The sequence below is a fragment of the Cohnella sp. LGH genome (genome assembly GCF_017671885.1).
Classification (GTDB): domain Bacteria; phylum Bacillota; class Bacilli; order Paenibacillales; family Paenibacillaceae; genus Cohnella; species Cohnella phaseoli.
In genome coordinates this window covers 2,194,316-2,208,991 of the sequence record NZ_CP072117.1, presented here as the reverse complement: position 1 = coordinate 2,208,991, position 14,676 = coordinate 2,194,316, and the positions used below count along the sequence as shown (strand labels likewise).

Below are 14,676 nucleotides of genomic sequence, written 5' to 3'. Positions count from 1 at the left end.
ATTGGCTCCGGGTTTACAAAAGGTTCGCAATGAAATTAGCCTTCAGGAATACGCGGAAATTGACAAGGATAGAAGCGCAAGCTATAAAAGAAGTATTGCTTGAACGAAACCGGATCACACAAGAGGTCGGTGAGGCGTCTTCATGAAGTATTGGCAGAGAGTGCGTTTGCTCCAAAAGCTTATCCTGGTGTTTATTTTTTTTCTCATTATCCCGGTTTTGGTCATCGGGCTCTATTTATTTTCCACGAGTTTGCCGCTTGTGCAAAAAGAAAATCGCGAAATGCTGGAGAAGGTCGTCTATCAATTCAATGAAAATATTCAATACCGAATTACCGGATATCAAAATATTTTGATGCAAATGGCGTTCGATCCGAGAATCTCGGCAGCGCTTACACAGAAATATGAAAGATTGCAGGATGAGGTCGCAGCCCTTCAGCAAATGAATTCGCTCGTTAGCAGAACTCAGGCTTATTTTCCGATGAAACGCATTCAATTCTATAAAACCAATCCGACCTTGCACGAGGACGGAGGCACGATTTTAAACATAGAAAAGGCTTCTGTAAAAGAATGGTATCCTGATATGGAAGCGGAGGAACGGCAGTTTTATTGGCATTTTAGCCGAAGCGGTCCCCCGACGTTTCATATCAGCAAATGGCTGGTCGACTACTTGAGCAACGAGAAATACGGCATCATTGATATCGAAGTGACTGCCGGCGCTTTGTTTGACCAGCTCTCAAGTCCGCTGGAATACAGCGACAGTTGGATGGTTGTGGCTGACGCCGAAGGAAGGGCTTTAATCGATGCCAGGGATGTTCGAACAGGCGAGAACGTCAAGGAATTGGAGTACCTGAACAGGGCGTTCGCCGACAAGCGGGGCTGGTACGCAACGAAAATTGACGGCAAAATGAACCTGATTGTTTTTGAGACGAATCGACTGGGTTGGAAAATCGTTTCGGTTGTTAGCCAGGAATCGCTTTGGCAGAAGTTACGGCTCGTCAAGAACGCGGCGATCGTGGTCGGCATTTTGTTCGTCGGACTTACATTAGTCGTACTCATCGGCTTCGGGGGGAGATTAACGAAGCGCTTGAACGCTCTAATTCGAAGCATGCGCAAAGTGCGGGACGGCGATCTGGGGCAAATGGTGAAAGTTCACGGGAAGGATGAACTCGCCGATGTTGAGGCGGAATTTAATCGGATGTCGACGCAATTGGAGGAATCGGTCAAAGAAATCGCGGCAGCAAGAAGCGCGACGGAGACGGAGAAGCTGCGTCTTCTCCAGGCGCAGATTAACCCGCATTTCTTGTATAATACGCTTGCGCTGGTGAAAAGCATGGCGATGGATATCGACTCGTCCGAAATTAGCGGCACGGTGGACGCGTTGGCCAAGTTTTTCCGGCTGGCGCTGAATCGAGGCGGCGATATTCTGCCGTTAAGCGAAGAACTGGAGCATGTCCAAGCCTATTTGGACATTCACGAGCAGCGTTATCCGGGACGGATCGCGGTTGAATTCGATGTAGAGGAGCGGGCGTTGTCTTGCGAGATGATCAAGATTACGCTGCAGCCGATTGTTGAGAACGCGTTGCTGCATGCTTTCGAAAGCACGGGCGGCAAGGGCAAAATCGGCATTCGCGCTCGGCTGCAGGGAGAGAATGAGCTGTGCATTGAGGTCATGGACAACGGCAAGGGCATGTCGTCGGAGCAATTGAACGAGCTGCTGTTGGGCGGCGGCTCCGGCTTGCGCGAAACTGGCGGCGGTTTCGGTATTTTTAATGTCAATGAACGTCTTAAGCGGTACTTTGGCCCCTCCTGCAGGATGACGATCGACAGCTCGATCGGCCGAGGCACTAACGTACGGATCGTCATTCCGCAGACAATCGAACTCAGGCAATCTTCGTTAAATACATCTTTGGATCGGGGCTGATATACAGATGAAAATTTTCGTTGTCGATGACGAAATCAGACAAAGACAATCGATTATTCGCCATGTGGATTGGAATCGTTACGAGATGAGAGTTACCGGCGAAGCGGAAGATGCCGCTGAAGCTCTCGCGCTCGCAGAGCTGGACCCGCCCGATCTTCTGATCACAGATATTAGGCTATTGGGGATGAGCGGGCTGGAGCTTTCATCCCGGATGAGGGTCTTCAATCCGAAGCTGCGCATCATCATGGTAACGGGATATGAACAATTCGAATATGCCAAAACCGCGCTTGATCTCGGCGTCGACGCATTTCTCGTCAAGCCGATCGACTTTGGCAAATTGGCGGCAATCCTGGAGCAAATGCACGGCGAGAGGCTGATCGACATGAGGAAGACAGAGGAGGAGGCTCGGGTAAAGGACCAGCTTAAGTCTTTCGCGCTTATTGCTCGGGAGAACCTCATGCAAGAGCTGATTCACGGTCTTCTTCTACACGAGAGCGAAGCGGCTGAGCGTGCCCGTTCACTGGGAATGTTCGCCGACGCCGTTCCGCGTTCGCTCGCGATCGTCTCGATCGATTTCATTCCGCATCCCTCGCACACGAAGGAAGCCGCGACGCGAATCGCTCAAGCGGCAATCCGGAGGAGCGCAGACAAAGCTTGCGCCTCGCATATCGAAGAGACGACAGTGACCCCTCGCGGAGATTTGGTGCTCTTTGTGAAACAAGGGAAGTCCCTTATTGGCGATCGGATGATGACCTTGCTGCTGGAAGAGATCGAGAGCGAAGCGGGAACAACCGGTCTATCCTCGATCTGCATCGGAGTAGGCCCTCCTGCGGAATCGCTGGTCGGCTTGAGCGAAAGCTACCAGCTTGCGAGAAGAGCGGTGAATTTACGGCTGCTTGGGCGGACGGAACAAATCTTCTTTTGGCACGAGTTTATCGATCAGCCCGAACATTCCGGTAAAAGCTTGCAGGAGAGCAGCAACGATTTTTTTGAACGGATGGGAGCGGGGGACAGCCTGGGCAGCCGGAGTGCGCTTGGGGACCTGATGAGGGGATTGCTTGGCGACATCCGCATTCGAGGCTCGGAGATGAGGAGCTTGTGCCTCGAATGGGTGAGCAGAGCAAGCCGAACCGCCGATGAAATCGGAGGCGCGGGCAAGCATCTGGGCTCGGAGAAGCAACTATGGGGGGAGCTTCTCGAGTGCGAGGATGAAATGGAGCTGCTGCAGACGACGATTCGGATTTTGACGGGTTTCTGCGATTATATCGCGGACAAGAAGCTGAGCCATGCCCAGGTCATTGTCCGGAAGGCGCTGGATATGATGAACGCCCGCTACAAGGAAAATTTGTCGCTTAGCTCGGTTGCCGACGCGGTATTCCTCAGTCCCAATTATTTGGGGGCGTTATTGCGAGAGGAGTTGGGTCAATCCTTTACCGACCTGCTGATTCACATCCGGATCGCCCAAGCGAAGCAATTGCTGCACCACTCCGAGTTGAAGCTTTACGAGGTAGCGGAGAGCGTAGGGTATCAAAATATCGGGTATTTCACCGGTCTGTTCAAACGGATCACGGGGCTGTCGCCGAAGGAGTACAGAAACTTCGTCGGCGCAGCCGATGACGAATAAAGCCCAAGCGCATGCTTTGCAAAGATGACCGTTAGGAGACGCTGCGTCTCCTGGCGGTCTTGTTTTATTTGGATCTCGTCAAGATCGTGCGAGAGCAGCGGTAATCGTGCGATAGGACGATTGAGAACGCTTACCCGACTCTCTATAGTTAATTTATACAGCTAAGATTGGAGTGATGTTGTGGGTTTCTCTGCAATAAAGAGGAAGGGAATGCTCCCCTTATATTTGTTTATCGTTCCGGGGATTGCGTTGGTCGTCATGTTCAACTACCTTCCGATGCTAGGCTTGCAGATGGCGTTCAGGGATTACAACTTCAGGGAAGGCATTTGGGGCAGCCCATGGGTGGGATGGCAAAACTTCGAGGAATTTACGGCAAGCGCGGATTTTTGGAGAGCGATGGGCAATACGTTCCTGTTGACGATGCTGAGGCTGCTGTTTGTGTTTCCGACGACGATCTTGTTTGCCTTATTGATTAATGAAATTCGGTCTTTCGCATTTAAGCGATTCGTTCAATCGATGAGCTACCTTCCGCACTTCATTTCCTGGATCGTCGTTGTCGGTTTTCTGGACGCCTTCTTCTCGATCGACAGCGGAGGAGCGAATTCGCTGCTCGGGATCTTCGGAATCGAGCCGATCGCTTTTATGGGTTCGGAGACTTGGTTCCGCCCGATCTTTATTCTAAGCAGCATGTGGAAGGAAATCGGTTGGGGAACGATTCTGTACCTGGCGGCGATCGCCGGCATTAACCCCGCTCTATACGAAGCCGCGGAGCTGGACGGCGCCGGACGATTTAAGCAAATGCGTTATATTACGCTGCCGAGCATTTTTCCGATCATCACGATCGTCTTCATCTTATCGATTCCGAGTCTGCTTAGCGTCGGCGCGGATCAGATCTACGCGATGATCAATCCCGCGAATATCGGCGTGGCGGAAGTGATCGATACGTATGTGCTGCGGCTTGGGGTCGGTCAAGCCCAATATTCCATGACGACGGCAATCGGGCTTGTCATGAGCTTTATGACGACCTTCCTGCTCGTGTTAAGCAATTTCATATCGAAACGCATAGGCGGAGAGGGCATATGGTAACCAAACTCAATACGTTTACGGTATTTAATTCGCTGTTAATGATTCTGTTCGCATTTTTGTCCGCTTATCCGATGTGGTATATTCTGGTTCTTTCCTTTAACGAAGGCGCGGACGCTGCGATGGGCGGCATTTACTGGTGGCCGAGAAGCTTTACGATAGGCAACTACATCGTCATTTTGCAAAACGAAATCATATTAAATGCGTTCAAAATCAGCGTGCTCCGCACGGCGATCGGCACGATCGGTTCTCTGCTCGTTACTTCCATGGTCGCTTACGCACTGTCCCGGAAGGAGCTCCCGGGAAGAAAGCAGCTGACAATTGTCTTTCTGTTCATCATGCTGTTTAACGGGGGGCTTATCCCGTTCTACATTCAGTTGATTCGGCTCGATCTCATCAACAGCTTCTGGGTGTTCGTCATTCCTAACCTGTTCAGCGTATGGAATATGCTTGTCATGAAAACGTCGTTTCAGAACAATATCCCGGAAAACGTGATCGAGTCCGTTAAAATCGACGGCGCAGGGTACGCGCGAATTTATTTCGCCATCATCCTGCCGTTCTCGATGCCGTTGCTGGCGGCACTAGGCTTGTTCACGGCCGTCTTTCATTGGAACGATTGGTTTACCGGGGCGTTCTTCGTGAGCGATCTCCAGCTGCAACCTCTGCCTACGTATCTTCAACGCGTGATGAGCACCGTAGAAGCGAGCAATATGATCAGCGCCGGGCAGATGAGCGCGGCCAGAGACGCCGGCATGTACAATCCTGCCGCAGTGACGACGAAGTCGGTCCGGATGGCGACGATTATGCTGACGACATTGCCGATCTTGCTCGTATATCCGTTTCTGCAGCGATATTTCGTCAAGGGGGTGCTAATCGGATCCGTTAAGGAATGAACGAAATGACAAAAGAAAAACTTGAACAAACCATCCATGGGGAGGCACTACGAAAATGAGCAAGAGATGGAAAAAGTGGGGTAAGACGGCGTTTGCAATGACCTTGAGCGCGACCTTATTTGTAGGATGCACCAATAAAGACAATGAAGCGACTTCCACGCCATCCCCGACTTCAAGCGGCGGAGCCGCAACGGAATCCGCGTCGAAGACGCCGGCGGGGGAAGAGATTAACGGCTTCACTTTGTACAATCCGATATTGACAACGCCGATTAATCTGGACGGCGAAATCACGAAGATGATCATGGAAAAATCGGGCGTCCGGTGGGATAAAGTCGAAATCGGCAACGGCAGCGATATCGCCCAACAAATCAATCTTAAGCTCGTCAGCGGAGAGTTCCCGGATGCGATTATTCTGGATGCCGAAAATGCGATGTGGTCGCGATTGATCAAGGAGCAGAAGCTGCTTCCGCTCGATAAGTACTTCGACAACGCGGCGGAATATCCGAATCTGGCGAAGATCGATAAGCGGCTGGTCGATTACTGGCGCGCAACGGACGGACATATCTACTTCGTGCCAATGGGGTATGAGCCGGTTCTGGACGAGCCTTCCGCCTGGCAAGGCAACGCCCAGGGGTTGTGGATTCAAGACGACCTTCTTGAGAAATCCGGGCTGAAGGTGGACGACATTAAGACAGTCGAAGGCTTCGAGCAATATTTGAACGCGATTAAAGGCACGAAGGACGAGAAGGGGCGCTCGATTATCCCGTTGTCGTTGGGCGGGGAAAATTTTGCGGGGTTAAATGTCGTGATGTCGATGTTCGGCGTAAGAACGATCGTCGGCGGAACCGGCTGGAACGAACAGGCCGACGGCTCGGCCCTGCCGGATTACAAAATGCCGGGCTTCAAGCAAGGCTTTCAATGGCTGAATAAGCTTCATTTGAACGGGCTGTTGGACCCGGAAACCGCGTTCCACAAAAAAGATCTGTTCCTTGAAAAGGGAAATTCCTTGCGATTCGGCTCGATGCTCTTCGACGGTTGGGACAATCCGAATGCGAGCACGTTGAAAAATAACGGTATTGCGGACTCGATCACGTACAAAGCGCTGGAAGCGCAAGGGTTTCCGGAGGGCTGGTTCGTTCCGGCTTATCTGCCCGCCATTGAAGGAATCAAACCTGCGCAATACGCCAACTTCAGTCCTTTCGGCGGATTGGGAACCGGCATTAGCAGCACGGCCAAAAATCCGGATCTGATCATGAAAGGGCTCGACTGGCATCAAACGCCGGAAGCGTTCATCCTGATGGAATACGGACCGGAGTCGATGGGCGCGTACAAAATGGAAGACGGGGTCGTCGTTGTCAACGATGCGGTGTTCAGAGGGCCGGACTTCTGGGGCGGAGAAGGCATGACCAACGTGACCGAGAAAGGCTTCTTCTGGTGGAAATACCTCGGCAGCACGCTGCAGACGCATATTCCGACGATGGAGCCGCCTTGGACGGCTACGAACGCGATGCTGTACAAAGCCGAGGAGTTGAATCACGAGCAGGGAACATTTGGCCTGATTCCGGCCGTAAGTCGGACGAAGACGCTCATAGGCGGCCAGGTGGAGAAGTATAGCCCGGTACAGAACGATATCAGAATGCAATATTACGCCAAAATGCTGCTCGCCAAAAACGAGAATGAATTCGAATCCGCTTACGAGCAGTTCTTGAACGAAATGAAGGTTCGCGGGCACGACGAGGAAACGATCGCCGAGTTCAACGAGCAGTATAAGGCTTACAAAGAAACGCCGGCGGGAAAAATCTCGATCGAGGTGAAAAGAACGCTGCCTCGAAACGTATACAGCGACAAGCCGGAAGTCATCGGTCGTTAAAAACCATTTATAAGAATGCATTGGAGAGCTGATTTTGACCTACTTGAACAAGGAATGGCCTAACCGAGTCAATATCGTTAATTTTATTCGCGGAGTAGAACCGAGACTGGATATCGATTTGTTGGAGACGCTGCGCGAAGAGCTGGCGCTCGTGCGAAAGCACGGGTTGCCGGCGACGTGGCTGATCCAGTACGACGCCCTGATCGACGACAATTTCGTGGCTTTGCTGAAGCAGGAGACGGATGAAAAGCAGGAAATCGGCGCCTGGTTCGAGGTCGTACAGCCGTTAGTCGAGAAGGCAGGTTTGGTCTGGAGAGGCAGATATGCGTGGGATTGGCATGCCCATGTCGGGTTTTCAATCGGCTACACTCCCGAGGAGAGAGAGCGGCTTGCGGACGTCTTCATGGAAGAGTTCCGAGCCAAGTTCGGACGATATCCGAAGTCCGTAGGCTCATGGTTTATCGATGCTCATCTGCTCGGTTATTTGGCCGATCGCTATGCCATCGTCGCTTCCTGCAATTGCAAGGATCAATGGGGCACGGACGGCTATACGCTTTGGGGCGGTTATTACAACCAGGCCTATTATCCTAGCCGTCTCAACGGTTTCATGCCTGCGCAGACCGCGGCTAATCAAATTCCGGTGCCGGTATTCCGCATGCTCGGAAGCGACCCGATCTACCAATACGATGCCGCGGATCACGGACACGGCCAAACCGTCGTGACGCTGGAGCCCGTCTATACCGGGAACGAGGGAGGAGGCGGCCTTCCTTCCTGGGTACGCTGGTTTTTCGATGTCAGCTTCCGTCCCGCCCAGTTGTCCTTCGGCTATGCGCAGATCGGTCAGGAAAATTCATTCGGCTGGGAGCGGATTGGCGCAGGCTTGACCGATCAAATCGACCTGCTTGCCCAAAAGCGAGAAGAAGGCGAACTGGTCGTCGAAACGCTGGCCGCATCGGGCGAATGGTTTAAGAGCCGGTATCCGCTCACCCCTGCGTCCGCGATATGCGCGCTCGAGGATTGGAAGAACGAAGGGCGGCAATCGGTCTGGTACTACAATCGCAATTATCGGGTCAATCTGTTCCGTGAAAAAGAGCATTTCCGCATCAGGGACATTCATTTATTCGACGAAACGTATGAGGAGCGGTATTTGCGGGACGTATGCGCGACGGAGGATTGCCGGTACGACACGCTGCCGGTCATGGACGGAGCACGGTGGAACGATTTCCGTACCCGGACGGGGATCGAGCCTATTCTATTCGATCCATCCGGACATGCGAGACCGGCCCCCGTCGTTTCGCTGAAAGTAGACGATACCGTGACGGGAGAGCTCGAGGTTGAACTGCTCCTCGAGGGGGGCGGCAGCATTGCGATCCGTTGCGCGGAAACGGCCATTACGTTTCGCAGCGCGCTTGATAATTGGGGGCTTCGGATGGCGTGGGGGGACACGGCCGAGCAGCCGGATTTGCAGGCTGCTGCGGATGGAATCCATTATCGATTTTTCGGTCAATCCTACGACGTACGAATGGAAGGCGCATATTCGCTTGCGTATGACCGAAAGCTCGATTCCCCCGAAGCTCAGGAGAACGATGAACCGGCGAACGCGATCGCGATCCGTCCGCTCGATCGGGAATTGAAGTGGATATTGGCACGGTAGGAATCAATGAGATTCTAAAGGAGAGATAAGGAGTATATGCGAAAAATAAAGCTTCCTGTCACATCCCTGCTTGCTTTCACGCTTTTGTTTTCGACGGTCTCGTTCGGCGCATCGCCTTCTTCTGCTTCAGCTTCGTTATCGGCGACCGGTGGGAGCGATTCTTTTCACATCGGTATTTTCAACCCGCCTCCTCCGGAAAGCGTAAATGCGCAATCGTATGCGGAAATCGCCGGGATGAACGTCAACTTCATCGTCGGCGGCAACAGCCACTACACGTACGACGTCAACGATCGGGCTTTGACCTTCGCGGCGCAGAACGGTTTGCAGATTCTGGTTGCGGATACGAAGCTCGGCTGGTATGAACCGGTGCTCGCGCAAACCGTCGGCGATGCGGCGGTATCCGTAGACAGCGCCAACCCGTGGGGGCAAACCATCGAATCGCCCGATACCGGCACCGGATGGTCGCTGAACACGGTCGATCTGCAGATCGACAAGACGCAATGGCCGCAAAGCGCGACATTAACGTTAAGTCTGTATGACAGCCCGGCCAAGACGACGCTGATCGGTTCCGATTCGATAACCGGACCCGGTATTGTCGACGGCAATGCCTCGATATTTCGCATTCATCAAGGCATTGAGGCCGACAAAGCGTATTATTTGGAGCTGACAAGCAACAGTGCGGTTGCTGTGGGCGTGGCGGCTAGCGCATCCGATGTATACGCAGGCGGCGAAGCGTATGTCAATCAGACGGCTGATAGCGGTAAAGATCTATGGTTCAAAGTTCTTTTCTCCAAATCGGTGTTTAACGACGGCGGCGAGCCAGCGCAGGAGGCGCTTGAGGATATTGTCTCGCACTATTGGAATCATCCGGCTCTGATGGGCTATAACTTGTACGACGAGCCACCCTCCGCGCTCTTTACGCGCCTTGGTTATATGATCAAGAGACTGAAGACACTCGACCCCGATCACATGTCGCTTGTTAATTTGCTTCCTAGCGATGCGCCCTCAAGCATGCTTGGGTTAATGGAGCATCTGGATGGAAGCGTGTTGAATTCGGTTACGCCGATCGGACAAACGTTCACGACAGGCGCGCATGAGACGAATATTTCCAGCGTTCAATGGTATGTGCCGTGGGATCAATGGCAGTCGGGGGAACAGGTGACGTTAAAGTTATGGGATTCCCCGGCCCAATCGACGCTTATTTCGCAAACGACGCTTAATCAATCGGCTGTCGGCACGAATAGCCAACCCCGGTTCCTGCTGAATGCGGAGGTGCAGCCGAATACGACGTATTATTTGGAGTTTACGCATAATGGCGGCGGAGATAACTTCCTCGGGGTCTGGAGAAGTCAAACGGGGGATAACTGGTACAATGGCGGAAACGCTTACAGCAACGGTCAGCCTATGGATTCCGATTTTTGGTTTACGATCAATCAAAATATTGCTGCACTATCTTACGAGGACTATGTGTACCGTTGGGTAAGAGCAGAGCCGGATGTTTTGTTGTTCGATTACTATCCGTTTTTGGCCGACGGCGGATTTTCTCAGGAGTATTACAACAACCTGGAAATCATTCGGCGTCAGGCTAAAGCGGGCGCCGTCGACTTCTGGACGTTCGTCCAATCCGTCGGGATCGGCAATTGGCTTCGTTCGCCATCCGAGAACGATATGCGCTATAACGTGTATACGAATCTGGCATACGGCTCCAAAGGTCTGATCTATTTTACGTATTCGCATCCGATCTATCCGGGATTTAACGGATCGATCATTAATCCCGACGGCACGCAGAATCCTTCTTACGGTTGGGCGAGAGATCTGAACGCGGAGGTGCTGAACCTCGGAACGACGTTGAACCGGCTGACGTCCGAAGCAGTTTATCATACGGGCTCTGCGATCCCGCCCTCGACGACCGTACTTCCAGGCTCCTTCTTCTGGAAACCGGACGATTGGAACGAACCGTTCGTCATCAGCTCGTTCAAGGATGAGAACGAACGTCAGTACGTGATGGTGGTCAATCGCGATATGGCGGCGTCCCGTACGTCGACGTTCACGCTCAGCACGAAACCGGGCTCCGTCATGGAAGTTTCCAAGACGACCGGGGCGGAGGTTCAGGCGAATTACAACCGTACGACAGGAAGCTTGACCGCAGCTTTTGCCCCGGGCGAAGGCCGGCTGTATGCGGTTGACGCCGAAGCCGTCAACCTGGCGCCGACCGCAAGTCCGCAAAGCTTGACGGTTCTGGCAAATAGCGCGATCAGCGGCACGCTTGTCGCCGACGATCCGGAAGACGAATCATTGACGTACAGCATCGTAGACAACGGAGTCAAAGGAGTTGCCGCGATTACGAATGCCGCGACCGGCGCATTTACTTACACTCCGCAAGCGGGGGCAGCAGGCAGCGACTCCTTTACATTTAAGGTCAACGACGGCCATTCCGATTCGAACACGGCCGCCGTCACGATCGGCATTACACCGGAAGTCGCCGCCACGGCTTCGGCGGGAGGCTTGACGGGGACGACGAAGGTCACCGCCGCCGCTTCTGTCGGCAATCGTGTGGTCGTCAAAACTTCTGCGACCCTGCTGCCGACGCCGGGCGCAGGCGACGCCGTTCCGTCCGGGGCGGGGGTAGTCGATCCTTATGTATCGGGTACGGACATTGGCGGCGTAACTTCCGGAACGTATGTCGGCGTCTATGAGATCGAAGCGACGAATAAGATCGCGGGCTTTAAGCTGCTGACGCTAACAAGCGGCCAGATCAAAGCGCCTCCGAACAATCCGGGTTCCGGTTCGGGAACGGCTCCCGCGTCAGGTCCGGCAACCGTTCCCGAGTCCGGTCCGAAGACGCCGGTCGTACAGAAAGAGGAGAAGGAGAAAGAGAAGCCTTCCGAATTATTCTTCAAGGACATCGCCGATCATTGGGCGGCGTCTTCGATCAAACAAGCGATCGAACGGGGAATCGTCAACGGCTATTCGGACGGAACGTTTCAGCCCAATCGCTCTGTCACCCGGGCAGAATTCATCGCCATGCTGATGAGAGCGTTAAAGCTGGAAACCAAGGGCGCCAAGCTGTCCTATGCGGATGTCAACGACATCGGCGCCTGGGCGCAAGCCGCGATTGCGCAAGCGGTTGAGGCCGGGATCGTGACCGGCTTTAAGGATAATACGTTCCGCCCGAATCACGTGATCACCCGCGCGGAGATGGCATCACTGGCGGCGCGCGCGCTGAATTTGCCGTTTCAGGCGACTGGCGCTTCAGGCTTCTCCGACGATACGGATATTCCGCAGTGGGCCAAAGGCGCGATCGCTGCAGCCCGAGATGCCGGAATCTTGCAGGGACAGCCGAACAACAGGTTTAATCCGAGCGGAGCAGTATCGCGCGCGGAGGCTGTTACGGCGATGATCAGATTGCTTGATGCGCAAGAAAGATAATGCTAATGATGATAGCATAGTTGGAAAAAATGTGGCTGTCCCATGAGTGCTTCAAGTAGCTGTGAAAGATAGTCGATGAGAAAGGTTCAAGGGGTATGTACCTCCTTCCGATGCTATACGCACCTGAAACCTGAATGGGTAAACCCGTGATAAGGTGGTTTCAGGAGCGTATGAGGCAGTCTCCAGGAGGTACATACCCCTTTCTTTGTCTATCGATCAACTCAAGCAGCTCTGCTTATGGGACAGCCTCATCTTGCCTCCAACACTTATAAGCTACGTACCTTCCGCCTCAGCAATTCCCCTCACGCATTTTCACCCAGTGTATCCGAACGGGAAATATCCTGCTATACTGCTGAAATAACGACGGCTGATTAATGACAGCGCTTACGAACTCAGGGGTGAGACATAACGATGATGAAAGGATGGATGATCGGCGGCAGCGTTCGCTCGCAAATTCTGATTCTGCTGCTGGTGTTTATTATTACTCCGACCACGATCATTTCCGTTTTTACGATCGATAAATTTTCCAAAATGATTCATCGCAACGGCATGGATATGATGGAGACGGCGCTGGAGCACTCGAAGGAAAACTTGTCGAGCTTCATGGAAGGCGCGGCGGACGCCGCGTTGCTGATTATGACCAATCCGGCGATCATCGATCCGATTCTGAAGACAAACTGGACGGGCAACGTGCAGCAGAAAATCTCGGCCTCCAACCTGTTGGAGAAGCAATTCTATGAATTGAAAATTCACGGCATTCGCGCCAAGGAAATCGCCATCGTGAGCGCATCCGGAGACAGAACGTACGCGGGGGCCAATACGTTTCTGCCCGGCCAGGATACGGATTGGCTGGAGGATGTGGACAGACTGGACGGCAAACCGTATTGGGGGAGCTACGACCATAACGGAAAATATATTTTTGTCGCCCGCAAGGTCAAACAGTTCATCAAGGCGAAGGAAGCGTTCCGTCCTCTTGGCGTTGTACTGATCGCCTTCTCCGAGCGCGATTTCTCCAGCATCAATTCGGCGGTAAATCTCGCGAACGGCTCGGAAATACTGATCTCCGACCGGAATGGACGGATGATCTCGGGGTCGGACGAGGCAGCGGTCGGTCAAACGCTTGCCTCCGGTTCATTCGCTCAAGCGGCAGACGGCGTTCAGCTCGATTTGACGGGCGTGTACGAGCCTGGAACGGGCAGCCGACTGACAGTATACGACGCCCTGCCAAACAGCGATTGGAATCTGATTGTCTCCTCCCCGTTTGAGGAGACGCAGCAGACGCAGCAAGGCATCAAGCGTGTCATTATGCTGTCTACCGGCTTATGCGTCGTCGGGGCGTTTCTGTTGGCGGCGCTACTGGCGCACCGAATGACACTGCCGCTTAAGAGGCTGTCCAAGGAAGTGAAGCAGCGGATTACAAACGGCGACTTCTCCTTCTGGCCTACCCCGGTACACGTGCGGCAGGATGAGATTGCCGGACTCGGTCAAGGCTTTTATCGGCTCGTAGCCGATTTGAACGAAACGAAGAATCGCATTCATCAGGTGGAGCTGATGAAGCGGGAAGCGGAATTCGACGCCATGAAGAGCAAGATCAAGCCGCATTTTCTGTATAATGCGCTTGAATCCGTTCGTATGCTGGCCATCGTCAACAAAGACCCGGGCACGGCGGAAATGATTAAGGCGCTGGGGCATCTTTTTCGCTATATTATTTCCGACCAGAAGGAGCGCACGACGTTGGCCGACGAGCTGTCGTACCTGATCAGCTACATCAAGCTCCAAAAGCTAAGATACGAGGATCGTTTGGACGTTCGAATCGAGGTTCCGGATTCTCTGCAGGACATCGCGATATTGAAGCTGGTGCTGCAGCCGCTGGTGGAGAACGCAATTGAGCACGGCATCAACCGAAGGCGGGGGGCGAGGCTGATCTCCATTACGGCTGGCGACGACGGCGACGATGTACGGATTCGGATTTGGGACGACGGGGCGGGCATCGCTCGGGACCGCATAGAAGAAATTCAACGCAGTCTGGACGATCCGAGCACGGACAAGGACCATATCGGCTTAATCAACGTTCATCGCAGGCTGCGGCTCTATTTCGGCGAACCTTACGGGCTTTCAATCGACAGCGTGCAGCATAGTTATACGAGCGTTAACGTACGGATACCTTGCAAAAGACAGATCGGAACTTAACGGGGGGAGTAT

The 14,676-nt window shown here is 53.3% G+C and carries 8 protein-coding genes; all 8 read left to right on the top strand.

Going from position 1 to position 14,676, the window contains the following annotated elements:
• Positions 1-142: 142 nt before the first annotated feature.
• The 8 genes from J4772_RS08840 to J4772_RS08805 all read left to right on the top strand — a co-directional run bounded on the left by J4772_RS08840 (position 143) and on the right by J4772_RS08805 (position 14,664).
• A complete protein-coding gene (locus J4772_RS08840; RefSeq protein ID WP_209074937.1) occupies positions 143-1,921 on the top strand; it encodes a sensor histidine kinase in 1,779 nt (592 codons plus the stop codon).
• A 7-nt stretch (positions 1,922-1,928) separates the two neighbouring features.
• Entirely contained in the window at positions 1,929-3,545 is a 1,617-nt protein-coding gene (locus J4772_RS08835) for a response regulator (protein ID WP_209074936.1), read from the top strand.
• A 210-nt stretch (positions 3,546-3,755) separates the two neighbouring features.
• Complete coding sequence (locus J4772_RS08830; RefSeq protein ID WP_116061691.1) at positions 3,756-4,631, top strand: ABC transporter permease; 876 nt, start codon at positions 3,756-3,758, stop codon at positions 4,629-4,631.
• A complete protein-coding gene (locus J4772_RS08825; protein ID WP_209074935.1) occupies positions 4,625-5,521 on the top strand; it encodes a carbohydrate ABC transporter permease in 897 nt (298 codons plus the stop codon). The genes J4772_RS08830 and J4772_RS08825 overlap by 7 nt, the downstream gene beginning before the upstream one ends.
• 55 nt (positions 5,522-5,576) lie before the next feature.
• Complete coding sequence (locus tag J4772_RS08820) at positions 5,577-7,391, top strand: extracellular solute-binding protein (RefSeq protein ID WP_209074934.1); 1,815 nt, start codon at positions 5,577-5,579, stop codon at positions 7,389-7,391.
• Between the two features lie 34 nt (positions 7,392-7,425).
• Positions 7,426-9,045 (top strand): hypothetical protein, encoded by a 1,620-nt coding sequence (locus J4772_RS08815; protein ID WP_247741053.1) that lies wholly within the window; start codon positions 7,426-7,428, stop codon positions 9,043-9,045.
• Between the two features lie 36 nt (positions 9,046-9,081).
• On the top strand, positions 9,082-12,474 hold the full coding sequence (locus tag J4772_RS08810) for an S-layer homology domain-containing protein (protein WP_209074933.1): 3,393 nt from the start codon (positions 9,082-9,084) through the stop codon (positions 12,472-12,474).
• 411 nt (positions 12,475-12,885) lie between these two features.
• On the top strand, positions 12,886-14,664 hold the full coding sequence (locus J4772_RS08805; protein ID WP_209074932.1) for a sensor histidine kinase: 1,779 nt from the start codon (positions 12,886-12,888) through the stop codon (positions 14,662-14,664).
• Positions 14,665-14,676: the final 12 nt, after the last annotated feature.

What these genes read in the sequence shown, in the direction of transcription:
- J4772_RS08840 (WP_209074937.1), top strand. Translation starts at nt 143, where the DNA reads ATGAAGTATTGGCAGAGAGTGCGTTTGCTCCAAAAGCTTATCCTGGTG.
- J4772_RS08835 (WP_209074936.1), top strand. Translation starts at nt 1,929, where the DNA reads ATGAAAATTTTCGTTGTCGATGACGAAATCAGACAAAGACAATCGATT.
- J4772_RS08830 (WP_116061691.1), top strand. Translation starts at nt 3,756, where the DNA reads ATGCTCCCCTTATATTTGTTTATCGTTCCGGGGATTGCGTTGGTCGTC.
- J4772_RS08825 (WP_209074935.1), top strand. Translation starts at nt 4,625, where the DNA reads ATGGTAACCAAACTCAATACGTTTACGGTATTTAATTCGCTGTTAATG.
- J4772_RS08820 (WP_209074934.1), top strand. Translation starts at nt 5,577, where the DNA reads ATGAGCAAGAGATGGAAAAAGTGGGGTAAGACGGCGTTTGCAATGACC.
- J4772_RS08810 (WP_209074933.1), top strand. Translation starts at nt 9,082, where the DNA reads ATGCGAAAAATAAAGCTTCCTGTCACATCCCTGCTTGCTTTCACGCTT.
- J4772_RS08805 (WP_209074932.1), top strand. Translation starts at nt 12,886, where the DNA reads ATGATGAAAGGATGGATGATCGGCGGCAGCGTTCGCTCGCAAATTCTG.